Origin of the sequence: Streptomyces sp. CLV115 (genome assembly GCF_038448545.1) — a bacterium.
Taxonomy (GTDB): Bacteria; Actinomycetota; Actinomycetes; order Streptomycetales; family Streptomycetaceae; genus Streptomyces; species Streptomyces sanglieri.
Map to the genome: position 1 here is coordinate 16,711 of NZ_JBCEWQ010000047.1, position 25,105 is coordinate 41,815.

At 71.3% G+C, this 25,105-nt stretch carries 25 protein-coding genes; 15 read left to right on the plus strand and 10 right to left on the minus strand.

The genetic code is table 11. The features are described 5' to 3' along the window. Positions 1-57: 57 nt before the first annotated feature. From AADR41_RS18195 to hemL, 3 genes are all read right to left on the minus strand, one after another. Positions 58-1,308 (minus strand): hypothetical protein, encoded by a 1,251-nt coding sequence (locus AADR41_RS18195; protein ID WP_342282461.1) that lies wholly within the window; start codon positions 1,306-1,308, stop codon positions 58-60. Between the two features lie 397 nt (positions 1,309-1,705). Continuing rightward, on the minus strand, positions 1,706-2,416 hold the full coding sequence (locus AADR41_RS18200) for a histidine phosphatase family protein (RefSeq protein ID WP_342282462.1): 711 nt from the start codon (positions 2,414-2,416) through the stop codon (positions 1,706-1,708). After that, positions 2,413-3,729, minus strand: a complete 1,317-nt coding sequence (gene hemL / locus AADR41_RS18205) for a glutamate-1-semialdehyde 2,1-aminomutase (protein WP_446751067.1) — start codon at positions 3,727-3,729, stop codon at positions 2,413-2,415. The genes AADR41_RS18200 and hemL overlap by 4 nt, the downstream gene beginning before the upstream one ends. Positions 3,730-3,858: 129 nt before the next feature. On the opposite strand from hemL, the gene AADR41_RS18210 reads away from it, so the two are divergent. Next, on the plus strand, positions 3,859-4,449 hold the full coding sequence (locus AADR41_RS18210) for a hypothetical protein (RefSeq protein ID WP_342282464.1): 591 nt from the start codon (positions 3,859-3,861) through the stop codon (positions 4,447-4,449). Positions 4,450-4,548: 99 nt separating this feature from the next. On the opposite strand, the gene AADR41_RS18215 is transcribed toward AADR41_RS18210, so the two are convergent. Continuing rightward, positions 4,549-5,106, minus strand: coding sequence for an NADPH-dependent FMN reductase (locus AADR41_RS18215; RefSeq protein WP_342282465.1), 558 nt, complete (start codon positions 5,104-5,106; stop codon positions 4,549-4,551). A 154-nt stretch (positions 5,107-5,260) separates the two neighbouring features. Between AADR41_RS18215 and AADR41_RS18220 the strand changes: the two genes are divergently transcribed. Further along, complete coding sequence (locus AADR41_RS18220; RefSeq protein ID WP_342282466.1) at positions 5,261-5,929, plus strand: TetR/AcrR family transcriptional regulator; 669 nt, start codon at positions 5,261-5,263, stop codon at positions 5,927-5,929. A 42-nt stretch (positions 5,930-5,971) separates the two neighbouring features. Here the strand turns inward: AADR41_RS18220 and AADR41_RS18225 are convergent, their stop codons facing one another. Beyond that, positions 5,972-6,901: a universal stress protein gene (locus AADR41_RS18225; RefSeq protein ID WP_342282467.1), complete on the minus strand. Its 930-nt coding sequence runs from the start codon at positions 6,899-6,901 to the stop codon at positions 5,972-5,974. A gap of 165 nt (positions 6,902-7,066) precedes the next feature. Here AADR41_RS18225 and AADR41_RS18230 point away from each other — a divergent pair, with 165 nt between their 5' ends. The 3 genes from AADR41_RS18230 (at position 7,067) to AADR41_RS18240 (ending at position 10,457) form a co-directional block, all read left to right on the plus strand. Continuing rightward, complete coding sequence (locus tag AADR41_RS18230; RefSeq protein ID WP_342282468.1) at positions 7,067-8,068, plus strand: Acg family FMN-binding oxidoreductase; 1,002 nt, start codon at positions 7,067-7,069, stop codon at positions 8,066-8,068. Between the two features lie 18 nt (positions 8,069-8,086). Continuing rightward, complete coding sequence (locus tag AADR41_RS18235; protein WP_342282491.1) at positions 8,087-9,082, plus strand: universal stress protein; 996 nt, start codon at positions 8,087-8,089, stop codon at positions 9,080-9,082. Between the two features lie 226 nt (positions 9,083-9,308). Further along, positions 9,309-10,457, plus strand: coding sequence for a hypothetical protein (locus tag AADR41_RS18240; protein ID WP_342282469.1), 1,149 nt, complete (start codon positions 9,309-9,311; stop codon positions 10,455-10,457). A gap of 127 nt (positions 10,458-10,584) precedes the next feature. Here the strand turns inward: AADR41_RS18240 and AADR41_RS18245 are convergent, their stop codons facing one another. After that, positions 10,585-11,157 carry a TIGR03086 family metal-binding protein gene (locus AADR41_RS18245; RefSeq protein WP_342282470.1) on the minus strand — a complete coding sequence of 191 codons (573 nt, stop codon included), beginning with the start codon at positions 11,155-11,157 and terminating at the stop codon, positions 10,585-10,587. 91 nt (positions 11,158-11,248) lie between these two features. Between AADR41_RS18245 and AADR41_RS18250 the strand changes: the two genes are divergently transcribed. The 4 genes from AADR41_RS18250 to AADR41_RS18265 all read left to right on the plus strand — a co-directional run bounded on the left by AADR41_RS18250 (position 11,249) and on the right by AADR41_RS18265 (position 14,649). Next, positions 11,249-12,073, plus strand: a complete 825-nt coding sequence (locus tag AADR41_RS18250) for a helix-turn-helix domain-containing protein (protein ID WP_342282471.1) — start codon at positions 11,249-11,251, stop codon at positions 12,071-12,073. A gap of 36 nt (positions 12,074-12,109) precedes the next feature. Beyond that, on the plus strand, positions 12,110-12,661 hold the full coding sequence (locus tag AADR41_RS18255) for a GNAT family N-acetyltransferase (RefSeq protein WP_342282472.1): 552 nt from the start codon (positions 12,110-12,112) through the stop codon (positions 12,659-12,661). 323 nt (positions 12,662-12,984) lie between these two features. Next, on the plus strand, positions 12,985-13,839 hold the full coding sequence (locus tag AADR41_RS18260; RefSeq protein WP_342282473.1) for an NAD(P)H-binding protein: 855 nt from the start codon (positions 12,985-12,987) through the stop codon (positions 13,837-13,839). 66 nt (positions 13,840-13,905) lie between these two features. Next, positions 13,906-14,649: a Mut7-C RNAse domain-containing protein gene (locus AADR41_RS18265; RefSeq protein ID WP_342282474.1), complete on the plus strand. Its 744-nt coding sequence runs from the start codon at positions 13,906-13,908 to the stop codon at positions 14,647-14,649. A gap of 123 nt (positions 14,650-14,772) precedes the next feature. Here AADR41_RS18265 and AADR41_RS18270 read toward each other — a convergent pair whose 3' ends face one another. Both AADR41_RS18270 and AADR41_RS18275 read right to left on the minus strand, forming a co-directional pair. Next, complete coding sequence (locus AADR41_RS18270; RefSeq protein ID WP_342282475.1) at positions 14,773-15,261, minus strand: MarR family winged helix-turn-helix transcriptional regulator; 489 nt, start codon at positions 15,259-15,261, stop codon at positions 14,773-14,775. Between the two features lie 214 nt (positions 15,262-15,475). Next, positions 15,476-16,048: a TetR/AcrR family transcriptional regulator gene (locus AADR41_RS18275; RefSeq protein WP_342282476.1), complete on the minus strand. Its 573-nt coding sequence runs from the start codon at positions 16,046-16,048 to the stop codon at positions 15,476-15,478. A 125-nt stretch (positions 16,049-16,173) separates the two neighbouring features. On the opposite strand from AADR41_RS18275, the gene AADR41_RS18280 reads away from it, so the two are divergent. After that, complete coding sequence (locus tag AADR41_RS18280) at positions 16,174-17,631, plus strand: FAD-dependent monooxygenase (RefSeq protein ID WP_342282477.1); 1,458 nt, start codon at positions 16,174-16,176, stop codon at positions 17,629-17,631. A gap of 183 nt (positions 17,632-17,814) precedes the next feature. Here the strand turns inward: AADR41_RS18280 and AADR41_RS18285 are convergent, their stop codons facing one another. Next, positions 17,815-18,297, minus strand: a complete 483-nt coding sequence (locus AADR41_RS18285; protein ID WP_342282478.1) for a hypothetical protein — start codon at positions 18,295-18,297, stop codon at positions 17,815-17,817. A 280-nt stretch (positions 18,298-18,577) separates the two neighbouring features. Between AADR41_RS18285 and AADR41_RS18290 the strand changes: the two genes are divergently transcribed. Both AADR41_RS18290 and AADR41_RS18295 read left to right on the plus strand, forming a co-directional pair. Then, positions 18,578-18,913 (plus strand): YnfA family protein, encoded by a 336-nt coding sequence (locus AADR41_RS18290; RefSeq protein WP_342282479.1) that lies wholly within the window; start codon positions 18,578-18,580, stop codon positions 18,911-18,913. 56 nt (positions 18,914-18,969) lie between these two features. Beyond that, positions 18,970-19,728 carry an SDR family NAD(P)-dependent oxidoreductase gene (locus AADR41_RS18295; protein WP_259930095.1) on the plus strand — a complete coding sequence of 253 codons (759 nt, stop codon included), beginning with the start codon at positions 18,970-18,972 and terminating at the stop codon, positions 19,726-19,728. A gap of 258 nt (positions 19,729-19,986) precedes the next feature. On the opposite strand, the gene AADR41_RS18300 is transcribed toward AADR41_RS18295, so the two are convergent. Then, a complete protein-coding gene (locus tag AADR41_RS18300; protein WP_342282480.1) occupies positions 19,987-21,180 on the minus strand; it encodes an RtcB family protein in 1,194 nt (397 codons plus the stop codon). Between the two features lie 170 nt (positions 21,181-21,350). Between AADR41_RS18300 and AADR41_RS18305 the strand changes: the two genes are divergently transcribed. The 3 genes from AADR41_RS18305 to AADR41_RS18315 all read left to right on the plus strand — a co-directional run bounded on the left by AADR41_RS18305 (position 21,351) and on the right by AADR41_RS18315 (position 24,982). Continuing rightward, positions 21,351-22,229, plus strand: coding sequence for a DUF3558 domain-containing protein (locus AADR41_RS18305; RefSeq protein ID WP_342282481.1), 879 nt, complete (start codon positions 21,351-21,353; stop codon positions 22,227-22,229). A 199-nt stretch (positions 22,230-22,428) separates the two neighbouring features. After that, positions 22,429-23,292: a DUF3558 family protein gene (locus tag AADR41_RS18310; protein WP_342282482.1), complete on the plus strand. Its 864-nt coding sequence runs from the start codon at positions 22,429-22,431 to the stop codon at positions 23,290-23,292. Between the two features lie 208 nt (positions 23,293-23,500). Then, complete coding sequence (locus tag AADR41_RS18315) at positions 23,501-24,982, plus strand: DUF2637 domain-containing protein (protein ID WP_342282483.1); 1,482 nt, start codon at positions 23,501-23,503, stop codon at positions 24,980-24,982. The last annotated feature ends 123 nt before the right edge of the window (positions 24,983-25,105 follow it).

Here is a 25,105-nt window from a genome sequence, read left to right on the forward strand (position 1 = left end):
TCGCATGAGGGTTCCGGCGATCTCGGGCACCCCCCTCGGTGCCCGTAAAGCCCGTTGTCAGGCTTGTTTAAAGAAGGCGTTCCAGCCGCCTTCGGGCGACTGACCGACCTGCAGTGTGCGGAGCTTGTCGAGCACGGCCGGAGTCTGGACGTCGAGCCAGTCGACGAACTGCCGGAAGGAGACGAGGCGCACATCCGGCTTCCCCGCGATTTTCTTGATCACTTCCTCGACCGCGTCCATGTAGATGCCGCCGTTCCACTCCTCGAAGTGGTTTCCGATGTAGAAGGGCGCGCGATTCGACGAGTACGCGCGGTTGAAACCGGCGAGGTACGACTGGGTGGCCTGCTCACGCCATTCGGGATAGCGCGAAGGCATGCCCTTGGTCGAATTCAGCGACTGGTTGGCGAGGATGTTGTAGTCCATCGAGAGGACCTCGAAGGTGTGCCCGGGGAAGGGCATCGCCTGGAGCGGCAGGTCCCAGACCCCTTCCCGCTTCTTGGGCCAGACCTGGGTGCCGCCGGGCGAACTGGCGTCGTAGCGCCAGCCGAGCCTGCTCGCCGTGGGCAGCAGATTCTCCTGGCCGAGCAGGCAGGGAGCGCGGCCGCCGATCAGTTCCTTGCGGTAGTCGAAAGGCAGCGGATCGAGGTCGGTCCAGCCGGTGTTCGTGCGCCATTCGGTGACGAATGAGACCGCCTGATCGATTTCGTTGCGCCACTGCGCGGACGACCAGTTGGCGACCGATCCGGAACCGCTGCAGAAATGCCCGTTGAAGTGGGTGCCGATCTCGTGTCCGTCGAGCCATGCCTGCCGGACGTTCTTCAGCGTCTCCTTGATGTGACCGTCGGTGAGATATCCGATGTCCGAGGCGCCGACGGGGTTGTTGGGCGGCCGGTACATGGACTTCTTCGACTCGGGCAGCAGATAGAGCCCGGACAGGAAGAAGGTCATCGCCGCGTCATGATCCTTGGCGAGTTCCAAAAAGCGCGGGAAGAGTCCGTTGCCGACCTCGCCGGCGCCGTCCCAGGAGAAGATCACGAACTGCGGCGGCGTCTGCCCGGGTTCGAGCGGCACCGGCTTGGCGGGCTGGTGCGGCTGCTTCCCGGTGTCCGCGGTGGAACCGTCCCCGATCTCCTTGACGTCCTTCTTCGCGGGCCCGGTCCCCCGGGTGGCCTCGTCGGTCCCCTTCTCCCCCGTGGTCCCCGACCGGCCCGAGCCCGAAGAGCCGAAGGCGCCGCAGCCCGCCACCCCGATCGCGGCAGCGGCCCCCAGCCCGGCTCCGAGCAGACCCCTTCGGCTGATGTCGCGCATGATTACCCCATCTGCGGTCGTTTTGCCTTAAGTCCATACAAACTGGCGAAGGCTTAGATGGTGGAATCAACACGAGGGTTCCGCTGATTAACACATTAATCTTTGCGAGACCAGACCCTGGCCATGAGCGAACGCGTGACCTAGCAGGTCGGACGGGGCGGGAGCAGTGCTCGACCGCCGCCGGAGCGGGGCAGGGGCAGCGTTCGACCGCCGCCGGAGCGCGTCAGGGAAACGATCGCCGGACGGGACGCGAATCGCCAGACGGGACGCCAATCGCGTCAGAACGCGAATCGCCGGACGAGCGGCACATCCGGCCCGTCCGGCGATCGAGGAAAATTCAGTGACCGGGCCGCGCGGGGGCGCTCCTCGGCACCGCTCCCCACCGGCCTCCGGCCGGCTACGCGCCGAACGCCTTCGACTTCCCCTTCACCGGCTTCGCCCCGGCCCGCAGGTGCGCCGGCACCAGGTCCCGGGCCGGCTCCGAGTACCCGACCGACACGATCTTGTCGCCCTGGTACGTGAAGCTGGTCAGCGAGGCGAGGGTGCACTGCCGCTTGCGCGGGTCGTGCCAGAGCCGCCGCCGCTCGACGAAGCTGCGCACGATCCAGATCGGCAGCTGGTGGCTGACGCACACCGCCTCGTGGCCGCGGGCCGCGTCGCGCGCCGCGTCCAGCGCGCCCATCATCCGTACGACCTGCTCGATGTACGGCTCGCCCCACGACGGGCGGAACGGGTTCGTCAGGTGCTTCCAGTTGTCCGGCTTGCGCAGCGCGCCGTCGCCGACGCCGAAGGTCTTGCCCTCGAAGACGTTGGCCGCCTCGATGAGCCTGCCGTCGGTGGCCAGGTCCAGGCCGTGCGCCTTGGCGATCGGCGTGGCCGTCTCCTGGGCGCGTTCCAGCGGCGAGGCGACGACATGGGTGATGTCGCGGCCGGACAGGTGCTCGGCGACCCGGTCGGCCATCTGCCGGCCGAGCTCGGAGAGGTGGTAGCCGGGCCGTCGCCCGTAGAGCACGCCCTCCGGGTTGTGCACCTCGCCGTGCCGCATCAGATGGACGACGGTGACGTCCTTGCGGCCTCCGTCGTCCTTGCGGTTTCCGTTCTCGCTCATGCGGTGGCCTCCGAGGCGGCGCGGGCGGCGGCGGGCAGGGCGGCGGCGATGCGCTCGACGGCCTGCGCGTCGTGGGCGGTGGAGACGAACCAGGACTCGAAGGCCGACGGCGGGAGGTAGACGCCCTGCGACAGCAGCGAGTGGAAGAAGGCGGTGAAGCGGAAAGCTTCCTGCTGCTTCGCGTCCTCGTAGTTCCGCACCGGCCGGTCGGTGAAGAAGACGGAGAACATGTTGCTCGCCGCCTGCACGGTGTGGGCCACGCCCTCCTTGTCCAGCGCCTCGCTGACCAGGCCCCGGATCTCCGCGGAGACCGCGTCCACCTTGGCGTACGCCGCGTCGTCGAGCAGTCGCAGCTGGGCGAGCCCGGCGGCGGTGGCGATCGGGTTCCCGGAGAGAGTGCCCGCCTGGTAGACGGGGCCTGCCGGAGCGAGGTGCGCCATCACGTCCGCGCGCCCGCCGAACGCCGCGGCCGGGAAGCCGCCGCCCATGACCTTGCCGAAGGTCATCAGGTCGGGCCGCACCCCGTCGACGCCGAACCAGCCGGCCTTCGACGTACGGAATCCGGTCATGACCTCGTCGGAGATGTAGAGCGCCCCGTTGGCCGCGCAGAGCTCCTTGAGCCCGGCGTTGAAACCGTCCAGCGGCGGCACGACGCCCATGTTGCCCGGCGACGCCTCGGTGATCACACAGGCGATCTCGCCGGGGTGCGCGGCGAACGCCTCGCGGACGGCGGCCAGGTCGTTGTACGGCAGCACGATCGTGTCGCCGGCCTGGGCGCCGGTGACCCCCGGGGTGTCCGGGAGGCCGAAGGTCGCGACCCCGGAACCGGCGGCGGCGAGCAGCGCGTCGACGTGGCCGTGGTAGCAGCCGGCGAACTTCACCACCTTGGCCCGGCCGGTGAATCCGCGGGCGAGGCGGATCGCGGACATGGTCGCCTCGGTGCCGGACGACACCAGCCGCACCTGCTCCACGGGCTCGATCCGGGCCACGATCTCCTCGGCGAGCGCGACCTCGCCCTCACCGGGCGTACCGAACGAGGTGCCGCGGGCGACGGCCTCCTGGACTGCGGCGATGACCTCCGGGTGGGAGTGGCCGAGGATCATCGGCCCCCACGAACACACGAGGTCGACGTACTCACGGCCGTCGGCGTCGGTGAGGTAAGGACCGCTGCCGGACACCATGAAGCGGGGCGTACCGCCCACGGCCCGGAAGGCACGTACGGGAGAGTTCACGCCGCCGGGCGTCACGAGGGACGCGCGGTCGAAAAGCGTCTGCGAAACTGGGGCGTCATAGGGAAAGCTCACACAAGCCATGGTGTCAGAGCCGCGGACGGTCTTGCGGACAGGTGTTTCACCGCACGCCCGTGGGGGAGGTCACTGACACGATGATCGGGTTGCGCGGCGGGGGCTGTGTCTCCTAAGTAGTAGTCGGGTGGATGAGATATGCATCGCGGTGGCGGAGTGGGCGAAGGGACCGACGACCTGGGGCCCGAGCCTGCCCGGCGGGGTCGGCACCGGCGTGACGCGGAGCGCGAGCAGGGCATACGGGCCGGTGGGGCGCAGGGTGGCGAAGCCGGAAGCAGGAGTGGTGGCCGGGTGGGGGTGACCTACAAGTACTTCGGTGCCCCCGACGGGGCCACTGCGGCACGCGTGCCCATTTCGATGCGCCCCGAGGAGCTCGGCGGTGACGAGCTGGGCATGGGCGGCATGTTCACCAAGATCAAGCCCGAGACGGTGGCGGCGATGGTCCTCACCGGAATACAGGGCATACCGCTGCACAAGGTCCCGCCGCTCGAACTGGTGGTGCTGCACCCCGACTACGCGGTGGTCAAGCTTCCGATGACGGTCGTCGACCCGCTGCGCGGCGTCGGCGAGGAGTCGGTGGGCGCCGCGGCGTTCATCTGGTCCACGGTCCCGGACCGCGGCGGCCCGCGCGACGCGTTCAACGTCTACCAGTTGCTGCACGAGTGGCAGGACTTCTCGCACCGCCTGCACGACGCCGGGCATCAGGCGTACTGCCTGGTGTGGCCCTGATCCCGGGCTCCGGGAGCGAATCGGGCGAGCACGTCACCGACGACGAGTACCCCCACGTCATCGACGAGGGGGTACTCCGGTGGACAGGTCCGACCAGGATCAGGCAGCCGCGGAGGCGGCCGAGTACACCTTGCCGAGCACCTCGGCGAGCGCGGTGACGACCTCGGCGTCGTCGGCCGGGTGGGTCTCGGCGAAGCGCGTCACGGAGCCGGGGATGGACAGCTTGACGTCCTCCAGGACCACGCCGCCCGCGATGCCGACGGACTTGCGGGCGTCGTCCTGCGCCCAGACGCCGCCGTACTGACCGAAGGCGGTGCCGACCACGGCGACCGGCTTGCCGGAGACGGCACCGACGCCGAACGGGCGGGACAGCCAGTCGATGGCGTTCTTCAGGACGGCCGGCATGGTGCCGTTGTACTCGGGCGAGAAGAGCAGGAACGCGTCGGCCTGCCCCGCCACCTCACGCAGCCGGGCGGCGGCGGCCGGGACGCCTCCCTCGACGTCGATGTCCTCGTTGTAGAACGGCACCTCGGCCAGGCCCTCGTACAGCTCGATCTCGACGCCCGAGGGGGCGTGCTTGGCGGCTGCTTCGGCGAGCTGGCGGTTGTGCGAACCGGCGCGGAGGCTGCCGACGAGGGCGAGGATGCGTACAGACATGAGGAACTCCCGGGGAGGCGGCGAGACAGGCGCACCGAGCGGACGCGTCGGTTGCGCCGAGCAGATCGAATCAAGCGGACCGTGGTCCGTTTAAAGTTGTACCACCTAAACGGACCGCGGTCCACTTGTCCTTTCCGGGCGTTACGCTGAGACCATGACCGGCCCCGATATCCCTCCGACGCCGAGGCTGCCCGAACCGCTGCCCGAACCAGGTGACGCGCGGACGAATCTCCCGCTCGCCCCGATCGACGAGCCCCCGCAGCTGCGGGCCGACGCGGCCCGCAACCGCACGCTCCTGCTCGACGCCGCTTCCCGGCTGCTGACCGGGTGCGGGGCGGCGGACCTGACCATGGAGTCGGTGGCCGCCGCGGCGGGAGTCGGCAAGGGAACGGTCTTCCGGCGCTTCGGCGACCGGGCCGGACTCCTGCTCGCGCTCCTGGACCACCGGGAGAAGCAGCTCCAGGCCGCCTTCCTCTCCGGCCCGCCGCCGCTGGGCCCGGACGCCCCCGCGGCGGAACGGCTGCACGCCTTCGGGCCCGCCGTGCTGCGCCACGAACGCGATCACCACCCGCTGATCCTGGCCAGCCGGACCGACCCGCTGCGCAACTACGCCGTCCCGGCGCTCCGGCTGCGCCTCAACCACCTCGCGATGCTGCTGCGGCAGGCGGAGGTGCCCGGCGAGCCGGAGCTGCTCGCCCACACCCTGCTGGCCTCCATCGACACCGCCCTCGTCCACCACCTCACCACCGAGCGCGGCATGCCTCCGGAGCACCTGGAGGAAGCCTGGCACCACCTGGTCGACCGCCTCGGGGCAACCGTCTGAGACCGGTCGGGACGCGTGGTTCCCCGCGGTCGCCCGGGCCGCTCAGGCCGCCGCCGGCGGTAGCGCCTGCGGTACGACGGCCACCGGCGCCGGGCAGTGGTGCATCACCGCGTGGGCGACGTGGCCGATGCGCGGCTGTCCGGGCCTGCGCGGGGTCGCCCGGCGGCCGACGACCACGAGTCCGGCCCCTGCCCCGGCCTCCGACAGCAGCCGGGCGGGCCGCCCGATCCCGGGCTCCTCGGCCACCTCGACGGCCGGGTACCGCTCGCGCCACGGCTCCAGTGCGGCCCGCATCGATGCGGCGGTCCGGTCGATCACCTCGGCCCGGCGGCCCTCGTCGTCACCGATGCCGTGCCCGAAGTAGGGCGGCGGATTCCAGCCATTGATCACCCGCAACGGCGCCGACCGGGCTGCGGCGGCCGCGAAGCCGAACCGGATCGTCTCGTCCCCGGGGCTGCTCAGGTCGATGCCGAGCACCACGGCACGGTCACCCGCCTCCGACGCCCCACCGCCACCACCGCCCGCTTCCCCGCCCTCGCCCTCGTCGCCCTCGCCCTCATGGGCACGTACGAGGACGACCGGCCGCTCGGTGTGCGCGACGGTCGCCATCGCCACGGACCCCAGCAGGAATCCGGCGAGCGGGCCGAGCCCGGTGCTCCCGAGGGCCAGCAGCTCGCTCCCCTTCGCGACCTCGCACAGCACCTCGGGCGGCGGGCCGGTGAGCCGGTCGGCGGTGACGTCCAGGCCCGGGTAGCGGCGCCGCAGCTCCGCGGCGGTCTCCTCCGGCACCCGCACGGACCACTGCTCGGGCATTTCGCCGCCGGCCAGGGGCGCGTACGAGAACGGCTGCCACTCCCACGCGCTCACCAGCCGCAGCGGCAGACCTCTCAGCGCCGCCTCACGGGCGCCCCAGTCCGCCGCGGCGATGCTCGCGGGCGTCCCGTTCAGGCCTACGGTCACGGGGACGGTCATGATCCACCTCCGGTGCGCGAAGTTCCGCCGCCACCCTCCCCTGCCTCCCCTCCACGATCCCCCACCCGACGGGATCCCGGAAACCCGGACCTTCTCCCGTACCGTCACGGCGGCACTTGATACATGCTGGAAAGACATCGACAGTTCCCGATCCGCGGGGGTCAGATGTCCGCCCAGACGCTCACCGACACGATGGTTGCCGACCTCGTGGCCGACGCCACCGCCGCGCCGTCCATGCACAACGCCCAGCCCTGGCTCTTCCGCTACGCGCGCGGCGACCGCACCCTCGCCCTCCGGGCCGACTTCGAGCGGGCGATGCCGGCGGCCGACCCCACCGCCCGAGCCCTGCACGTGGGCTGCGGCGCGGCCCTGCTGAACCTGCGGGTGTCCGCCGCCCACCACGGCCTGGCCGCGGCCACCACCCTGCTGCCCGACCCGTCCGATCCGGCGTTCCTGGCCGCCGTACGCCTGGACGCCGGCCCCGACGCCCCGCGCGACCGGGCCGACGGGGCGCTGCGCGCCCTGCACCCCGCGATCGCGGACCGGCACACCAGCCGCTACCCGTTCGACGAGCAGCCGATCCCCGACGAGGTCCGCGCCCGCCTGGTGAGCGCGGCCCTTGCCGAGGGCGCGGACCTCGTGTTCCTGGTTTCGCCGCATCTGGAGACCGTGCTCGACCTGATCCGGGACGCCGAGGGCTACGACCGCGGCGACCCGGCACGCGAGGCCGAGCAGCAGCACTGGACCCGGTTCACGAAGACCGACGCGCCGGACGACGGGATCCCGGATTACGCCTTCGGCCCGCGTGACGCCTCCGAGCGGGCGACCAACCGCGATTTCACCGGCACCGGCGCCCCGGCGGGCCGGGCCCGCGTCCTGTTCGAGCGACGGCCGCAACTGACCCTGCTGTCCACCGCTGACGACCGCCCGGCGGACTGGCTCCGTGCGGGTCAGGCGCTGGAACGCGTCCTGCTCACCGCCACGCTGGACTCGGTGTCCACCTCCTTCGCGACCCAGCCCGTCGAATGGCCGGACCTGCGCTGGGTCCTGCGCGACCCCGTCCACGGCACGGGGAACCCCCAGATGGTCATCCGCATGGGGTACGGGCCCACCGGCCCGCGAACGCCGCGCCGCCGGGTGGACCGGGTGCTGACGATCGAACCGTAGAGAGAGGCGGTGGGAGCGATGGGGCTCCCGGTGGTCGTCGGGGTGGACGGCTCGGAGGGCAGCCTGCGCGCCCTGGACTGGGCCGCGGCCGAGGCGTCACGCTCCCGGCTCCCCCTGCGCGTCGTGCACGCGTCGCTGTGGGAGCACTACGAGGGCCTGCGGCCCACCGCGGACGCCGGGGTGCCCGGCGAACAGCTCCTCGCCGAGCACCTGGTCGCCTCGGCCCGGGACCGGGTGCGCGACCTCAGACCCGAGGTGAGCGTGGTGGCCGACGTGCAGCCCGAGGACCCGGTGGCCGCGCTCGTCCAGGAGAGCCACGAGGCGTCGCTCGTCGTCCTGGGCTCGCGGGGCCGGGGCCGGATCGTCGGAATGCTCCTGGGGTCCGTGGGGCTGGCGCTGGCCGGGCGTTCGCACTGCCCGGTCGTGGTGATCCCGGCGAGGCAGCCCGGCACACCGCCGAAACCCGGCCACATCGTCGTCGGGATCAGCGATGACGCCGGCCCGTCGGCCGCCGCCGTCTTCGCCCTGGCCCAGGCCGCATCGCGACACGGCGAGCTCACCGCCGTACGCGCCTGGCGCCGCCCCGCGCACACGCTCCTGACCCATCCGCCCCTCCCGGGCGTCCCCTCTTCCACCCACCGCCGACAGGCCGAGGAACACCTCGACGAGGTCCTGAAGGCCCTGGAAACCCTGGAGAACCGGAAGAAACAGCAGCAGGCACAGGAGCCACAAGGGACACAGGGGGCACAGGAGACACAAGGGACACAAGGTGCGCAGGATCCACAAGGAGCTCCCGGCCAGGGCGGCTCCGGAGCCGTCGTCGTCCACCGCTCCGTCGCACAGGGCCCGGCCCACCAGGTACTGATCGAAGCCGCCGAGAACGCGGAGCTCCTGGTCGTCGGCGCCCGGCGCAGCAGCGGATGGCACGGACTCCAGCTGGGCCCGGTCAACCACGCGGTGCTGCACTACTCACCGTGCCCGGTCGCCGTCGTCCCGGACACGTACCAGGGCTGAGGCCGCCGGCCAGGCACCCACCGGCCGGCCTTACGGTTCTCCCCGTACCGATGCACGCACGCGCGAATCGTACCGATGCACACGCGCGAGTCGTAACTCGGCACTCACGCACGCACGAGACGTACCGAAGCACTCACTCAGGCACGCACGCAGGCACGCACGAGTACCGAAGCACGCACGCTCGCACGAGTCGACGCACTCACGCACGAGGGGGAGGGCCCGTCCCATGGCCGACACCACCGCCGCACGCCTTGTCACCACGCTCGCCGCACCGCTGGATCACGCACGGAAAACGGCGGACGCCCCGCACCTCCTGCACTGGCCGGACACGCGGCCCGGTCCCGGCGGCGGGCCGTCGACAGGCGTCCGGCGCCTGCTCGTCCAGCGCGGCGACACCGAACTGATCGCCGTCGACCCCGACGTCCCGGACGCGGCGCCGGTCCGTTTCCCCGCCCCCTGGCCCCGCGCCTTCGGCACCTGCACGGTGGCGCCGGGCGGCGGCCTCGCGGTCTTCGCCGGGGTGCACGCGGTACGCGCGGTGGATCCGTCGGGGGCGGTGCGCTGGGAGGTGGCGCACGGCTGCTGGGAGGGCAGTTGCCGCACCCTCCACACCACGTACGAGGAGTACGCGGCCGACCGCCGGCATCTGTACGCGGACAGTGGCTCGGCCGTGTTCTCCGCGGACGGGACGCTCGTCTGGGCCCATGTCCGCGGCCCCGTTGCCGCCTCCGGCTCCGATCCGGAGGCGCTGGACGAGTGGCTGGTCGTCGACGCAGCCGACGGACGGGTGCTCGGCCGGGCGGAGACCGCGACGGTGGCGGTCGGCTCCGACCACGTCCCGCATCCCGACCCCGCCCGGATGGGGCTGAGCGTCGGCGAGGGCCAGGACGGGGTGCCGCTGCGGTGGGGCCGGTGGGACGGCGCGAAACTCTCCGTCGAGCAGTTCTGCGACGACGAACGGATCCTGACGGGCGTGAGCCCCTCCGGAGACCGCTTCCTGACGGTGACCCACTACGAGGAGACGCTCGGCGTGCACCGGATCGACGACGGCTGCGTACTCTCCGAACTCGACACCGAGCACATCGTCCCGCGCCATCCCGAGGCCGATCCCGACGACCGGGACGCCGACGAGGCGCTCTGGGACTACGACTGCGGCTTCCTCGACGAGGAGACCGTCATCGCCGGTACGTCGGAGCGGGACGCGGAGTACGGCGAACACCGCCACTGGCTGGTGAGCACGGCCGGGGCGCGGATGCGGCTGACGGCGCAGGTCACGTACCCGTTCCCGATATCCGGCGCGCCCACGACGCTCGGCGACGGCACCTGGTACACGGTGTCGGAGGCGGGCGACGCAGTGCACGTGTGGAGCCGGTAGACCGCCCGCGCACCCCCGCATCCGTATCCCCGCTCCCGCCCGCATCCGGCCATTCCACACACCGGAGGCATCGGCGGGCGAGGCCCCGGGCCCCTCGCCCGCCGGCGCGTGACGCCAGCCGCCGGCGTCAGGCGCCGGGGGGCCGCCAGCCGGGATCCCGGCCGGTCAGCGCCAGCACCTCGTCGAAGGGGCCGGCCCCGTCCGGCACGGGGTGCGGCTCGCCGAACACCTTCGCCTCCCGGGCCATCGGAGCCATCGCGGCCAGCGCGGGGCCGATCTCGTCCAGTACGGATGGGGCCGGGGCGAACTCCTGTCCGGTGGCCCGCGCCAGGTCCCAGGCGTGGACGGTCAGATCGCCCAGCACCATGTTCCCGACGGTCCTGGCCGGGAGCCCCATGGCCCCCGTGGTCCCCTCGTCCGCCCCGGGCACGGCCCAGGCCGCCACCAGCCCGGCCGCCTCCTCGCCGAACCGGGCCCGCCAGTCCCCGGTGACGATGTCCGGCGTCGTACCGAAGTCGGCCTCCTCCCTGGCCGCCAGGGCCTGGAAGTTCACGACCACTTGGAAGAGATGGCTGATCAGGGCCCGCACGTCGTACTCCGCGCACGGAGTGGGGGCGTCGAGGCCGTCGTCGTCGATGCCGTCCAGCACCACCATCGCCGGTCCGACGGCCATGGCCAGCAATTCACTGATCTTCGTCATCCTCCGACGATGCACGACCGGGCGTTCGGGCGCTTGAAGAAACGCGACACCGTCCGCGCCCGGATCGCCCACGGATCGTAGGATCGCCGCCATGGCCGGTCCTCGACGCGACACCCGGGGCATCGTCGATGCCCCCGAACTCTTCGCCCAGGTACGTTTCCGCCGCCGTGAACCCGCCGCCGTTCTGCGGCCGTACGTCGACAACTACTGGCTCATCGACTGGGACCTGTCCCAGCCGTACGCCTCCCATGTGGTGCCGCACCCGTCCGTGAACCTGGTCTTCCAGCGGTTCGAGCAGGACGACGGCACGGCCCGGCCCGGCCCCGCCGGGTTCGTGGAGGTCTCGGGCATCGGGCTGGAGCTCTTCACGCAGAAGCTGGAGCGCCGGGGCCGGGTCTGCGGGGTGAAGTTCCGGCCCGGCGGCTTCCGGCCGTTCGCACCGGACCGGCCGGTCTCGGAGTGGACGGGGCGGCGGCTCCCCGCCGACGAGGTGTTCGCCCCGCCCGCCCCGCCGTCCGACATCCTCGGCCCGGCGGACGAGGACGCGCGGGTGGCGGCGCTCGACCGGTACCTGCTGGCGCTCGGCCCGGAACCCGACCCGCAGGCCGAACGCGCGGTGGCCCTGGCCGACCTGGTGCGCACGGACCGCACGGTGCGTCGCGTCGACGAACTCGCCCGCACCGCGGGGCTGTCGCCGCGCTCGCTCCAGCGGCTCTTCGCCTCGTACGTCGGCGTCGGCCCCAAGTGGGTCATCCTCCGCTACCGCATCCACGAGGCCCTGGAGCGGGCGGAGTCGGACCCGCAGGTGGACTGGGCGGCGCTCGCCGCGGAGCTCGGCTACAGCGACCAGGCCCACCTGATCAGGGACTTCACCGCCACGGTCGGCGTACCCCCGACGGCGTTCGCCCCGCGCTGACCGCCCGCTGTCAGTGCCGCGTCCTACAGTTCCGGTATGGAACACGCCGCTTCATCTCCCGTACGGATCGAAGCCTGGTCGGATGCCGACCTGGAGCTGCTCCGCCGCGCCAACGCCCCTGAGCTGATGGACCACTTGGGCGGCCCCGAGACGGAGGAGCAGCTCATGGCGCGCCACGGGCGTTACGTGGAGCTGAGCGCGGACCGCACGGGCCGGGGCAGGATGTTCCGCGTCGCACTGGCGGACAGGGCCGAAGCGGTGGGCACGATCGGCTTCTGGGAGCGGACCTGGCAGGGCCAGGAGGTGTACGAGACGGGGTGGGCCGTCCTCCCCGAGTACCAGGGCCTGGGCATCGCGACGGCCGCCACGAGGGCAGTCGCCGAGCAGGCCCGCGCCGAGCGCAAGCACCGCTTCCTGCACGCCTACCCGTCCGTGGAGAACGGCGCGTCGAATGCGGTGTGCCGCAAGGCGGGCTTCACCCTGATCGGCGAGTGCGACTTCGAGTACCCGCCCGGCCACGCGCTGCTGACGAACGACTGGCGGCTCGACCTCGACCTTGCCCCCGGCCCCGGCCACCTCGCTTTGTAGTCACAGCCGCAGCCGCAACCGCAGCCGCAGTTACCCCGCCTCCGGGGGGCGCCCCCGAGGCTTGCCCCCGGGCGCGCATCTTCAGGGGCGGGGCTCCAGGGGCAGGTCTCCAGGACAGCAACTCCGAGGACGGGACCAGGGGCAGGGCTCCGGGGGCGGTGCTCCGAGGACGGGGCTCCAGGAGCGGTGCTCCGAGAGCGGGGCTCCAGGACGTCCGAAAACGTTTTGACACTTCACCCATCCCCCGCAATATTTATCTGCGCGACACAGCTTATTCCTGTCGCAAGCATATTTGCCGTACCCGCAGAGGGGATTCCTCCACCATGACCACTCTCGTCACCGGATGCCGGGGCCGCATCGGCTCCACGCTCGTCTCGCTGCTGCACCGCGACGGCCACGCCGTCCGCGCGGCCTCGCGCACCCCCGAGAGCCTTGCCGCCACGGCCGACGCACTGCCCGCCGGCGTGCCCGTCGTGGCCTGCGACCTCGGTGATCCGGCCACTTTCGGGGCCGCTCTCGACGGCATCGACTCCGTCTTCCTCTACGCCGACCCGTCCGGCATCGACGCCTTCCTCGCCGCGGCCGAGACCGCCGGGGTGAGCCATGTCGTGCTGCTCTCCTCCAGTTCGGTCCTGGCCCCGAACGCCCGGGAGAACCTGATCGCCTCCTCCCACCACGCGGTGGAGCAGGCCGCGATCGCCTCGCCCCTCACCACGACGCTGCTGCGCCCGGGATCCTTCATGAGCAACGCGTTCCAGTGGGTGCAGTCGGTACGGACCCATGGCTCCGTCGACCTTCCCCACCCCAACAGCCACTCCAGCCCCATCCATGCCACCGACATCGCCGAAGCCGCCCTCGCCACGCTCACCGAGCCCCGCCTGCAGGGCGCGGCGTACCACCTGACCGGTCCCGAATCGCTCACCGCCGCCGAGCAGGTCGGCATGCTGGCGGCGGCGTCCGGGCGCCCCGTCACCGTCAACACCGTGACCGGGGCCGCATGGAAGGAGTCCGTGGCCGATTTCATGCCCGGTCCGATCGCCGACGCGCTGCTCGCGTACGCGGCCGCCCTGGACGGCGTCCCGGACGAGGTGACGAGCGACGTCGAGAAGCTGACCGGCCACCCGGCCCGTACCTTCGCCACCTGGGCCGAGGAGAACGCCGCGGCTTTCCGCCCCTGAGCGGCGAAACCCCCGAGCGGCGAAACCCCCTGGCTGGCACACCCCGGCCGATGACATCCTGGCGGGGTGAACGGACCGGAGATCCACCTCGAAGTCGCCCCCGAGCTGCGGCTCTTCGTCGCGCATGAACGCCGCCGGGGACGCACGGCCGTGACAACGGACGGCTCGTCCACCCTCGGTCATGTCGTGGAGTCGCTCGGCATCCCGCTCACCGAGGCCGGAGAGATCCTGGTCGACGGCCGGCCCGTGCCGGTCTCACACATTCCGGGCGCCGGCGAACTGGTCGAGGTTCGCGCCGTGGCACGCCCCCAGCAGGTCCCGGGCGCGCCTCTGCGGTTCCTGCTCGACGTCCACCTCGGCACCCTGGCCCGGCGGCTGCGGCTGCTGGGTGTCGACGCGGCGTACGAGAGCGAGGACATCGGCGATCCCGCGCTGGCCGCCCGTTCGGCGCAGGAGCGGCGCGTACTGCTCTCACGGGACCGGGGGCTGCTGCACCGGCGCGAGATCTGGGCCGGGGCGTACGTCTACAGCGACCGTCCGGAGAATCAACTCCGCGATGTGCTGGAGCGGTTCGCCCCGCACCTCGCCCCGTGGACCAGGTGCACCGCCTGCAACGGCCCGCTGAAGGCGGCCGACAAGGACACGGTCAGCGATCAGCTGGAGCACGGCACCCGGAGCTCGTACGACGTCTTCGCGCAGTGCACGGAGTGCGACCGTGTCTACTGGCGGGGCGCCCACCACTCCCACCTGGAGGCGATCGTCACCAGGGCCCTCCGGGAATTCGCGCCCACATCGGCGGACGGCGCATAGCCCCGGCGGACAGCCCCGGCGGACAGCGCGCAACCCCGGCGCCCGGCATCCCGGTACCTCGACATCCCGGCGCCTCGGCGCCCCGCCGTCCGCCGTCCGTCACGCGCCGCCGTCCGCCGTCCGTCACGCGCCGCCGGCGGCCTCCCGCAGCGACTCGACCTGTAGCGCGCTCAGCTCGGTCGTCCGCCGCATGTGGGTGATGAGCAGGGCCACCTCATCGTCGTCGTACGCCTCGAACATCGCCGCCCACGCCCCGTTCAGCCGCTCCCAGACCGCACCGATCTCCGCCATCCGCTCCGGCACGGTCGTGACGAGCACCCGTCGCCGGTCGACGGTGTCCCGCTCTCGCGTCACGTACCCGCCCCGCTCCAGCCGGTCGACCAGCCGGGTCGCCGACCCCGTGGTCAACCCGGTCAGCTCCGCGATGTGGCCCGTGGTGACCGGCGTCGCCTCCAGACCGAGCAGGTTGAGGCACTGGAGATCGGTCGGGTGGAGCCGCAGATGGTCGGCGACGGCCTGGTTGAAGAGCGCGAAGGCGGCCATGTAGCGGCGTGACTCGACGGTCAGCTCGGCCATCAGCGCACTGCGGCCGGGCTGGGGCTTCTGCGACATACAGAGAGTGTACGGAGCAGCCAACCACCTCGGCCCGGTCAGGTCGGGTCAGGTCGGACCAGGTCAGGGCCGGTCGGGACCGGTCAGGAGCAGCCAGGAGCAACCGGGCCGGGTCCGGCCCGGTCCGGCCGGATCGAGTCCGATCGGGTCGGGTCCGGCCACAGCGGCCAGGCCGGCCACGGCGCCCCGGCCCAGCCACGGCGCCCCGGCCCGGCTACGGCGTCTCTGCGGTCAGATAGCGCTGGACGGTGGGCGCGAGCCAGGCGATCACCTCGTCGCGCGACATCTCGACGGCGGGCCCGAACCGCAGCACGTATCGCGCGAGCGCCATTCCGAGTATCTGCGAGGCGACGAGCACCGCACGGCGGGCCGCTTCGGCGGGGACGGGGCAGACCCCGACCGTGACCGCGCCGATCTGCTCGGCGAAGATCGCCCGCATCCGCTCGGCGCCCGCTTCATTGGTGACGCTGACCCTGAGCATGCCCGTGAGTACGTCGTCGCCCTCCCAGCGGTCCAGGAAATGCCCGACCAGCACCGCACCCACGTGCTTGCCCGGCAGCGCACCCAGCTCGGGTATCCGCAGGTCGATCGAGGAGGCGGCGACGAACAGCCCCTCCTTGTTGCCGTAGTAGCGCATGACCATCGACGGGTCGATGTTCGCGTCGCGGGCGATGGCCCGGATGGTCGCGCGCTCGTACCCGTCGGCGGCGAACCGCTCGCGTGCGGCATAGAGGATCGCGGCCTTGGTGGCATCCGAGCGTCGAGGCGCGGTGGCGGGCTCTGTCATGCCAACAAATGTAGGCCAACAAGCGTTGACATGCCAGTCCCCCCGGGACTACCGTTGCCAACAAGCGTTGACCAACAGTCGTTGGCATAACGGTGACAGCTGATGAACGGGCCCAGGAGGCAGTCATGACCACCACCCCGAACACCGCGTCCGAAACCGTCGACGTACTCATCGTGGGCGCCGGCCCCACCGGCCTGCTGCTGGCAGGGGACCTGGCCGCCCAGGGCATCTCCGTCACACTCGTCGAGCGCCGCCCGCACCGGACGAACAACATGACGCGCGCCTTCGCCGTGCATGCCCGCACGCTCGAACTGCTCGACAGCCGCGGCCTGGCCGACGAGCTGATCCGGACGGGCACCTCCCTCACTTCCCTGCGCTTCTTCGGGAAGCTCTCGCTCGACCTCTCCCGGCTGCACACCCGCTTCCCGTTCGTGCTGATCACCCCGCAGTACGAGGTGGAGCACCTGCTGGAGCGCCGCGCCCGCACCGCCGGCGTCCACTTCCGGTACGAGACGGAGCTGACCTCGCTCCGCCAGAGCGCCGAAGCGGAGTCCGTCACCGCCGAGTTCCGCGAGGCGGACGGCAGCCGGACCACCCTCACCGCCCGCTATCTCGTCGGCGCCGACGGAATGCGCAGCCCCGTGCGCCATGCGCTCGGGCTCCCCTTCCCCGGCGGATCGGTGATCCGGTCGATGGTCCTCGCCGATGTCCGGCTCACCGACGAGCCCTCCGACATTTTGACGGTCAGCGGCGGGGGAGACGCCTTCGCGTTCGTCGCCCCCTTCGGCGACGGCTGGTACCGAGTGATGGGGTGGGACCGCGCACACCAGGCGGCCGACAGCGACCCCGTCGACCTCGACGAGCTGCGCGAGATCTGCCGCACCGCCTTCGGCACCGACTTCGGCATGCACGAAGCCCGCTGGATCTCCCGTTTCCACAGCGACGAACGCCAGGCCCCGTCCTACCGGACCGGCCGGGTCTTCCTTGCCGGGGACGCCGCCCATGTCCACTCCCCCGCGGGCGGCCAGGGCATGAACACCGGCCTCCAGGACGCGGCCAACCTCTCCTGGAAGCTCGCCGCCGTACTACGGGGACACACGGCCGACCCAGAAGCGCTCCTCGACAGCTACCACGCCGAACGGCACCCGGTCGGCGCGATGGTGCTCCGCACCAGCGGCGCGCTCGTCCGCCTCGCCATGGCCCACACCCCGCTCCAGCGGACGGTCAGAACCGTCACCTCCAAGACGCTGACCGCCGTCCGCCCCGCCTCGGACAAGGCCATCGGCATGGTCTCCGGCATCTCGATCGCCTACCGGGCCCCGCGCGGCGCGCATCCCCTGACCGCGAAGCGTGCCCCCGACCTGAGCCTCCAGGAGGGCCGCCTGCACCAACTGCTGCGCGACGGCACGTTCGTCCTGGTCACCCCCGACGGCTCCGCCGCTCCGGCATCACCGGCCCCGTTGGTGCACGCCCACTGGCGGGGCGACCGCACCACCACCCTGCTCGTCCGCCCCGACGGCTACATTGCCTGGGCGAGCGACCACCCCGACCCGACGGCCCTGCGGGCCGCACTCGGCCGATGAACACGGGGCCCACGACGAGCACCGGGCCCGCATCAAGCGGCCCCGCGAACACCGGACCCGAACCACCCGCCGCGCGCCCCTCGCGTCCCCGCCGGCGTCACCCACCGCGCGCTCCTCGCGTCACCCGCCGCGTCACCCGCCGGAGGTTCAGAACACGTAGTCGGAGTCAGAACACGTACGGAGTCAGAACACGTACTCGTCACCGGTGGCCGGGGCCAGCACCTTGTGGTCGTCGTTCTTGGGATTCCGGTCGGTCGCGCCGCCGTTCCACAGAGTGTCGACGCGCACGACGACCTCGTCCGGCCGCCCGTCGAGCCGCAGTTCGAGGGCGATCCGCCGCTCCTGCACCCCGTCGGCGCGCAGGCTGCCCGTCCGGCACAGCACGGTCCGCCGGTCGGCCCGCAGACAGCGCTGCGGAAGTACCTGCCGTCCGGCGAGCGCCACCGAGGTCCGCACGCGCACGGTCACTCCGGTCAGACTCGACGGGCCGTGGTTCTCGGTCCGCACCCGGACCTTGAGTCCCGCGCCCCACAGCAGGACATGCCCGTGGTGCGACACATCGGCCTCGGGCGCGATGCCCACGAAGGGCTCAGGAAGAACGGAGGGCGTGGCAGCCGCGGACAGCGCGCCGACCGTGGGGGAGGTCATGACCGCGGGGGAGGTCACTGCCACAGGAGAGGCCACATACACAGGAGAGACCACGGCTGCGGGGGAGGTCACGACCGCAGGGGAGATCACGGCCACGGAGGATGACACGCCCGCAGACGGGGCGGCAGCCGCGGCCCCCGACCCCAGCGCCACGCTCCCGGCCAACAGTGCCGTCGCGGAGACGGCTCGCGCAGCTCTCTGTGTCACTACCATGCCCCGAAGATACAGATCGCCCCGAATCATCCGTATTTACCGACCGGTTCGGCGCGCCTTTCTCCTCACATGACACGCTTGCCTCATGTCGATCGCCCGATCCGTCGCCCTCTTCGTCGTCGCCGCGCTCTTCGAGATCGGGGGCGCCTGGCTGGTCTGGCAGGGCGTGCGCGAGCACCGGGGCTGGATCTGGATCGGGGCGGGCGTCATCGCGCTGGGCGCCTACGGCTTCGTCGCCACGCTTCAGCCGGACGGCGAGTTCGGCCGCATCCTCGCCGCGTACGGCGGGGTCTTCGTCGCCGGCTCGATCGCCTGGGGCATGGTCGCCGACGGCTACCGCCCCGACCGCTGGGACGTGATCGGCGCGCTGATCTGCCTGGCCGGCATGGCAGTGATCATGTACGCCCCCCGCGGCCACTGAGCCCGGCACCTGCCTATCCTGACCCCCGTACCGATCAGCTGTCCGAGGAGTCCGCCATGGCCGCCACCCCGATCGCCGTCATCACCGGAGCGAGCAGCGGCATCGGTGCCGCGACCGCCCGGCAGCTCGCCGCCGCCGGCTACCGCGTCGTGGTGACCGCCCGCCGCAAGGACCGCATCGAGGCGCTCGCCGCCGAGATCAACGAGGCGGGCCACCAGGCCACGGCCTACGAGCTGGACGTCACCGACCGCGATGCGGTGAACGAGTTCGCCACGGCGTTCCGTACCCTCGCCGTCCTCGTGAACAACGCGGGAGGGGCGCTCGGGGCCGACCCGGTCGCCAGCGGCGACCCCGCCGACTGGCGCCAGATGTACGAGACCAACGTCATCGGCACGCTCAATGTCACCCAGGCCCTGCTCCCCGCCCTCACCGCGAGCGGCGACGGCACGGTGGTCATCCTCTCCTCCACCGCGGGCCTCTCCACGTACGAGGGCGGCGGCGGTTATGTGGCCGCCAAGCACGGCGAGCACGTTCTCGCCGAGACCCTCCGCCTGGAGATCGTCGGCACCCCGGTCCGCGTCATCGAGGTCGCCCCGGGCATGGTCAAGACCGAGGAGTTCGCCACCACCCGCTTCCGGGGCGACACCGAGAAGGCCGCCAAGGTGTACGCGGGCGTCGACGCCCCCCTCACCGCCGACGACGTGGCCGACACCATCTCCTGGGCCGTCACCCGGCCCAGCCACGTCAACATCGACCTCCTGGTCGTCCGCCCCCGCGCCCAGGCCTCCAACTCCAAGGTCCACCGCACCGCCTGACCGGAGCGGACCTGAGCGAACCGGAGCGAACCAGACCGGACAGGACCGGAACGAGCCAGACCGGGCCGGACCAGACTGAAGCGGACAGGAACAGGAAGAGGCCCGGGACACACCACCCGCGTCCCGGGCCCCTCCGTCCACCGCGCGCGAAGGACCGTCAGAAATCGACAGAAAAACGGCAGAAAACCGTCAGAAAAGCCGACGGAGATCTGCCGGAAATCCGACGATGGACCGACGTCGAACCGATGAAGAGCCGATTCAGCCCTTCACGCACACGATCTGCTTGAGCTTGGCGACGACCTCCACCAGGTCCCGCTGCTGCTCGATGACCTTCTCGATCGGCTTGTACGCGGCCGGAATCTCGTCCACGACGCCGGAGTCCTTCCGGCACTCCACGCCCCGTGTCTGGTCCTCCAGGTCACGCGTCGAGAAGCGCCGCTTCGCGGCGTTCCGGCTCATCTTCCGACCGGCACCGTGCGAGGCCGAGTTGAACGACTTCTCGTTCCCGAGGCCCTTCACGATGTACGAACCGGTGCCCATCGACCCGGGGATGATCCCGAAGTCCCCGGACCCCGCACGGATCGCGCCCTTCCGCGTGACCAGCAGGTCCATGCCGTCGTACCGCTCCTCCGCCACGTAGTTGTGGTGGCAGGAGATGACCGGCTCGAAGGTCACCTTGGCCTTCTTGAACTCCTTGCGGACCACGTTCTGGAAGAGCGCCATCATGATGGCGCGATTGTGCTTCGCGTACTCCTGCGCCCAGAACAGGTCGTTCCGGTAGGCCGCCATCTCCGGGGTGTCGGCGATGAACACCGCCAGGTCCCGGTCGATCAGGTCCTGGTTGTGCGGCAGCTTCTGCGCCTGCCCGATGTGGAAGTCGGCCAGTTCCTTGCCGATGTTCCGCGATCCGGAGTGCAGCATCAGCCAGACCGAACCCGCCTCGTCGAGGCAGAACTCGATGAAGTGGTTGCCCGATCCGAGCGTCCCCATCTGCTTCGTGGCGCGTTCCTGACGGAACTTGACCGCGTCGGCCACCCCGTCGAACCGTCCCCAGAAGTCGTCCCAGCCCGGCGCCCGGAAGCCGTACAACCCGTCCGGCTCCACGGCGTCGTCGTGCATGCCCCGGCCCACCGGAATGGCCTGCTCGATGCTCGACCGCAGCCGGGACAGGTCGCCCGGCAGGTCGTTGGCCGTCAACGAGGTCTTCACCGCGGACATTCCGCAGCCGATGTCCACACCGACCGCCGCCGGACAGACCGCACCGTGCATCGCGATCACCGAACCGACCGTCGCGCCCTTGCCGAAATGGACGTCCGGCATGACGGCGAGACCCTTGATCCAGGGCAGCGTGGCCACATTGCGCAGCTGCCGCATCGCGACGTCCTCGACCGAGGCCGGGTCGGCCCACATGCGGATGGGAACCTTCGCCCCCGGCACCTCTACATAAGACATAATTCCTCGATTCCCCCGAAAAGTCTGAAAGCGCAAAACCGGTGCCAAGGTCGGCAAATGAGTCGGTCGACCGGCATTCACAGCGGCGCGTGCGATACACATTGTGTCCATCGGTCGCCATCGGGCGGCAACCGTTTTTCGCACGAAGGGAGCCCAGGACCGTGCGACGAATGGCCTTCGTAACCGGCACCGCGCTACTGGCAGCGCTCGTCGTCGGCTGCAGCGCCGACTCCGGAACCGGTGGTTCCGCAGCCGACAGCAAGCCCGGCGAGGAGACCGTCGCCGCCGCGGCCCCCGGCAAGTACCGCACTCTTCCCGAGCCTTGCCGCGCCGTCGAGACCTCGACGCTGAAGGACCTGCTCCCGGGTACCGACGAACTCACCGAGGAACAGCAGCAGAAGGCGTACGAGGGCACCGCCTCCGTCACCTACAACACCGACCGCCGGGTCGGCTGCAGCTGGAAGTCCGAGGACCCCGCCTCCTCGCGCACCCTGTTCATCGACTTCGAGCGCGTCGTGTCCTACGACCCCGCGGTGAGCGACGACGACCGCGCCCGCGAGGTGTACACGAAGAAGGAGACCGCCGCCGGGCTGTCCTCTCCCTCCGCGACCCCCGACGCCGCGAAGAGCACGGAGGACGCGGCGGACAAGGAGAAGGAGGCCGAGAAGGGCAAGGACGGGAAGAAGCAGACGTCCGCCGCCTCCGACGCCGCCTCCGACGTCACCTCGCACGCCCTGTCCGGCCCCTCCCCCGAGGACGACGCCACCGACGGCGGGGCCACCGACGACGCCGGCACCTCGGACGAGAGCCTTCAGCCGCGCGTCCTCGACGACCTCGGCGACAGCGCATTTCTGGACGATCTGCTCACCCGGGCAGGTTCCGCCGCACAGCACCGCACGGTGAAGGTGGTATTCCGCACATCGAACGTCATCGTGACCGTCGAGTACGCCGAGCAGCCGTCCGTCTCCACCGTGGTCCCCGACAGCAAGGAACTGCAGGAGAGGGCCCAGGCGCTGGCCCGGAAGCTGGTCGAGAAGTTCAGCGAATGACCCGTCCCGGGCGCCCCTGACCCGCCTCTCTCCCGACCGCCGGGCCCCCGGCCGAGGCGGCATCCGGTCGCAGTCCGTCGTACCGTGGCCCTCCGGAAAACCCTCCGGAGCAGCTTCCGGAACACCCTCCGGACCACCGCCCGACCGCCCGCCCGACCACCTGGCAGCCCGCCCGCCGCGCCACCCGAGTGAAGGAACCATGCACCGTTCAGCCCCGCGACTCTCCCGCATACTCGCCTGCGCCGCCGTCCCGGTGATGCTCGTCGTCGCCGGCTGCTCGTCGGACTCCGGCGACAAGAAGGAATCGGGCTCGTCCGAGTCGTCCGCATCGCCGAGCGCGAGCAAGAAGGCGGAACCGACCGTCGAGCCCGCGAAGTTCGCCGCGCTGCCCGACCCGTGCAAGTCGATCACCAAGAAGACGGTCACGTCCCTGGTTCCCTCGGCGAAGTCCAAGAACGGCACGGCAGCCAACTCCAGCGACATCACCTCCCGCGCCGGCTGCTCCTGGAACGGCCTCGACGACAACGGTGTGAAGGGCTCCCAGTACCGCTGGCTCGACGTCGGCTTCACCCGCTTCGAATCGGACCAGGCCCTGGGCAGCGGCGCCAAGCGCGCGCAGCAGGACTTCGCGAAGCAGGTCGACAAGGCGAAGGCGGCCGAGGGCGCCAAGAAGGTCGTCGAAACGCCCGCCACGGGCATCGGGGACCAGGCGAGCACGATCGCCTACGACCTCAGCAAGACCGGCGAGGACTTCAAGTACGCCACGGTCGTGACCCGCACGGAGAACGTCGTCATCACCCTCACCTACAACGGTGCGGGCTACGCGGGCGCGAAGACCCCCTCCGCCGGCGACATCATGAAGGGCGCCGAGAAGGCGGCCAAGGAAGCGGTGGCCGCGGTCGCCGCCGGCACGGCCACACCGGGCGAGAAGGCCACGGACAAGGCGGACGACCCCAAGTCCTCGGACGGCAAGGCCGAGGACGACAAGTCCGACGACAGCAAGAAGTCGACGGACAAGAAGAAGACCTCCGCCCACAAGTCGTCCGTCAAGACGGCCGGCTAGCGGCACCCGGCCCGTCCGAAGAGCCGGTCACGCTCCGGCCCGGAGGCGGTTTCACGAAGCCCGGCGCTCCCCCGAGCGCCGGGCTTCGCCCCTCCCCGCGCAATGCCCCGCGCCCCCATGTGCCAGGCTGTGCCCGCCAGAAGTCACAGCACGACGCCAGAACCTGACGTCGGATACGGGAAACGGGGAGGGAACGCGGGTGGCCGCGATGCAGCTGACACGAACCCACCGGATACTCATCGGTCTCGTGGTCGCCGGAGCGGTACTCATCGCCGCGATCGGGTTCGCGGGGTCGTACGCGGCGGTGCGCGAGCTCGCCCTCCAGAAGGGTTTCGGGGACTTCTCGCTGGTCTTCCCGATCGGCATCGACGCGGGCATCTGTGTCCTGCTCGCGCTGGACCTGCTGCTGACCTGGCTGCGCATCCCGTTCCCGCTGCTGCGCCAGACCGCCTGGCTGCTGACCGCCGCGACGATCGCCTTCAACGGCGCCGCGGCCTGGCCCGACCCGCTCGGCGTCGGCATGCACGCGGTCATCCCGGTGCTCTTCGTGGTCTCCGTCGAGGCCGCCCGCCACGCGGTGGGCCGGATCGCCGACATCACGGCCGACAAGCACATGGAGGGCGTCCGCCTCACCCGCTGGCTGCTCTCCCCCGTACCGACGTTCAAGCTGTGGCGCCGGATGAAGCTCTGGGAGCTCCGCAGTTACGAGCAGGTCATCAAGCTCGAACAGGACCGGCTGATCTACCAGGCCCGCCTCCAGGCCCGTTTCGGCCGCAGCTGGCGCCGCAAGGCCCCGGTCGAGTCCCTGATGCCGCTGCGCCTGGCGAAGTACGGCGTCCCGCTCGCCGAGACCGCCCCGGCCGGCCTGGCCGCCGCGGGCATCGAACCCGCCCTGCTGCCCCCGGCCCAGGCCCTGGCCCAGGTCGAAACCGGCGAGCTCCAGCCCGAGTTGCCGTACGCCCCCGAGCAGCAGTACGCCGAGCAGTACGAACCGGACCACGCCCAGCACGTACACCACCAGCAGCAGCAACAACACCAGCAGGCCCAACCGCAACATCAGCAACAGCAGCAGCACCCGCAACACGGTCACCCCTCCGACCCCGGCGCCGCCGGGGAGTTGCCCGAGGACTGGCAGCAGGAAGGGCCCGGCTCGCACGAGAGCCCCTGGTTCGCGGCACCCCAGGTCCCGGACGAGGCGTACGAGAGCGCCTACAACCCGACGTACGTCGAGGGTCTTGAGCCGACCCCGGTGATGGTCCCCACCGGCCCCGGCGGCCGCACCCGCCCCCTGGGCAGCGTGGGCACGATCGGCGCCGTACCCGGCCCCCGTACCGCACAGCACCAGCAGCAGGACCCGGAACTGGCGCAGGAGCAGGAACAGGCGCAGGGGCAGGGGCAGCCCCAGCAGAACCACGAGGACCGGGAACAGCTCCAGGAACAGCCCCAGGAGCCCGAGCCGGACCCCGCCGAGTGGGCGCAGGAGGACGCGGAGTTCGCCGCGATCGCGTACGAGGTGTTCGCCGCGTTCGTGAACCAGCACAACGACTACCCGAGCGTCGACGCCCTGGACATACACGTCACGGACGGCCACAACGTCAGGCACCCGCGCAGCGCGGCGCTGATCCGCCGCATGATGCCGGAGTTCAAGAACCGCTACCACGCGGAACTCGAAGCGGACCACATCGCCTGAGAGCCGCGAGCCACAGCCACAGCCACAGCCACAGCCCAGACAACACCGCGGACAACACCACAGCGACGCCGCAGCAACGCCGAAGGGCCGCCACCCGATCCACCGGGTGACGGCCCTTACGTG

What these genes read in the sequence shown, in the direction of transcription:
- AADR41_RS18200 (WP_342282462.1), bottom strand. Translation starts at nt 2,416, where the DNA reads ATGAGCGAGAACGGAAACCGCAAGGACGACGGAGGCCGCAAGGACGTC.
- AADR41_RS18275 (WP_342282476.1), bottom strand. Translation starts at nt 16,048, where the DNA reads ATGACAGAGCCCGCCACCGCGCCTCGACGCTCGGATGCCACCAAGGCC.
- AADR41_RS18260 (WP_342282473.1), top strand. Translation starts at nt 12,985, where the DNA reads ATGACCACTCTCGTCACCGGATGCCGGGGCCGCATCGGCTCCACGCTC.
- AADR41_RS18255 (WP_342282472.1), top strand. Translation starts at nt 12,110, where the DNA reads ATGGAACACGCCGCTTCATCTCCCGTACGGATCGAAGCCTGGTCGGAT.
- AADR41_RS18230 (WP_342282468.1), top strand. Translation starts at nt 7,067, where the DNA reads ATGTCCGCCCAGACGCTCACCGACACGATGGTTGCCGACCTCGTGGCC.
- AADR41_RS18235 (WP_342282491.1), top strand. Translation starts at nt 8,087, where the DNA reads ATGGGGCTCCCGGTGGTCGTCGGGGTGGACGGCTCGGAGGGCAGCCTG.
- AADR41_RS18270 (WP_342282475.1), bottom strand. Translation starts at nt 15,261, where the DNA reads ATGTCGCAGAAGCCCCAGCCCGGCCGCAGTGCGCTGATGGCCGAGCTG.
- AADR41_RS18300 (WP_342282480.1), bottom strand. Translation starts at nt 21,180, where the DNA reads ATGTCTTATGTAGAGGTGCCGGGGGCGAAGGTTCCCATCCGCATGTGG.
- AADR41_RS18250 (WP_342282471.1), top strand. Translation starts at nt 11,249, where the DNA reads ATGGCCGGTCCTCGACGCGACACCCGGGGCATCGTCGATGCCCCCGAA.
- AADR41_RS18195 (WP_342282461.1), bottom strand. Translation starts at nt 1,308, where the DNA reads ATGCGCGACATCAGCCGAAGGGGTCTGCTCGGAGCCGGGCTGGGGGCC.
- AADR41_RS18225 (WP_342282467.1), bottom strand. Translation starts at nt 6,901, where the DNA reads ATGACCGTCCCCGTGACCGTAGGCCTGAACGGGACGCCCGCGAGCATC.
- AADR41_RS18280 (WP_342282477.1), top strand. Translation starts at nt 16,174, where the DNA reads ATGACCACCACCCCGAACACCGCGTCCGAAACCGTCGACGTACTCATC.
- AADR41_RS18315 (WP_342282483.1), top strand. Translation starts at nt 23,501, where the DNA reads ATGCAGCTGACACGAACCCACCGGATACTCATCGGTCTCGTGGTCGCC.
- AADR41_RS18210 (WP_342282464.1), top strand. Translation starts at nt 3,859, where the DNA reads ATGCATCGCGGTGGCGGAGTGGGCGAAGGGACCGACGACCTGGGGCCC.
- AADR41_RS18295 (WP_259930095.1), top strand. Translation starts at nt 18,970, where the DNA reads ATGGCCGCCACCCCGATCGCCGTCATCACCGGAGCGAGCAGCGGCATC.
- AADR41_RS18290 (WP_342282479.1), top strand. Translation starts at nt 18,578, where the DNA reads ATGTCGATCGCCCGATCCGTCGCCCTCTTCGTCGTCGCCGCGCTCTTC.
- AADR41_RS18245 (WP_342282470.1), bottom strand. Translation starts at nt 11,157, where the DNA reads ATGACGAAGATCAGTGAATTGCTGGCCATGGCCGTCGGACCGGCGATG.
- AADR41_RS18215 (WP_342282465.1), bottom strand. Translation starts at nt 5,106, where the DNA reads ATGTCTGTACGCATCCTCGCCCTCGTCGGCAGCCTCCGCGCCGGTTCG.
- AADR41_RS18310 (WP_342282482.1), top strand. Translation starts at nt 22,429, where the DNA reads ATGCACCGTTCAGCCCCGCGACTCTCCCGCATACTCGCCTGCGCCGCC.
- AADR41_RS18220 (WP_342282466.1), top strand. Translation starts at nt 5,261, where the DNA reads ATGACCGGCCCCGATATCCCTCCGACGCCGAGGCTGCCCGAACCGCTG.
- hemL (WP_446751067.1), bottom strand. Translation starts at nt 3,729, where the DNA reads ATGGCTTGTGTGAGCTTTCCCTATGACGCCCCAGTTTCGCAGACGCTT.
- AADR41_RS18240 (WP_342282469.1), top strand. Translation starts at nt 9,309, where the DNA reads ATGGCCGACACCACCGCCGCACGCCTTGTCACCACGCTCGCCGCACCG.
- AADR41_RS18305 (WP_342282481.1), top strand. Translation starts at nt 21,351, where the DNA reads ATGGCCTTCGTAACCGGCACCGCGCTACTGGCAGCGCTCGTCGTCGGC.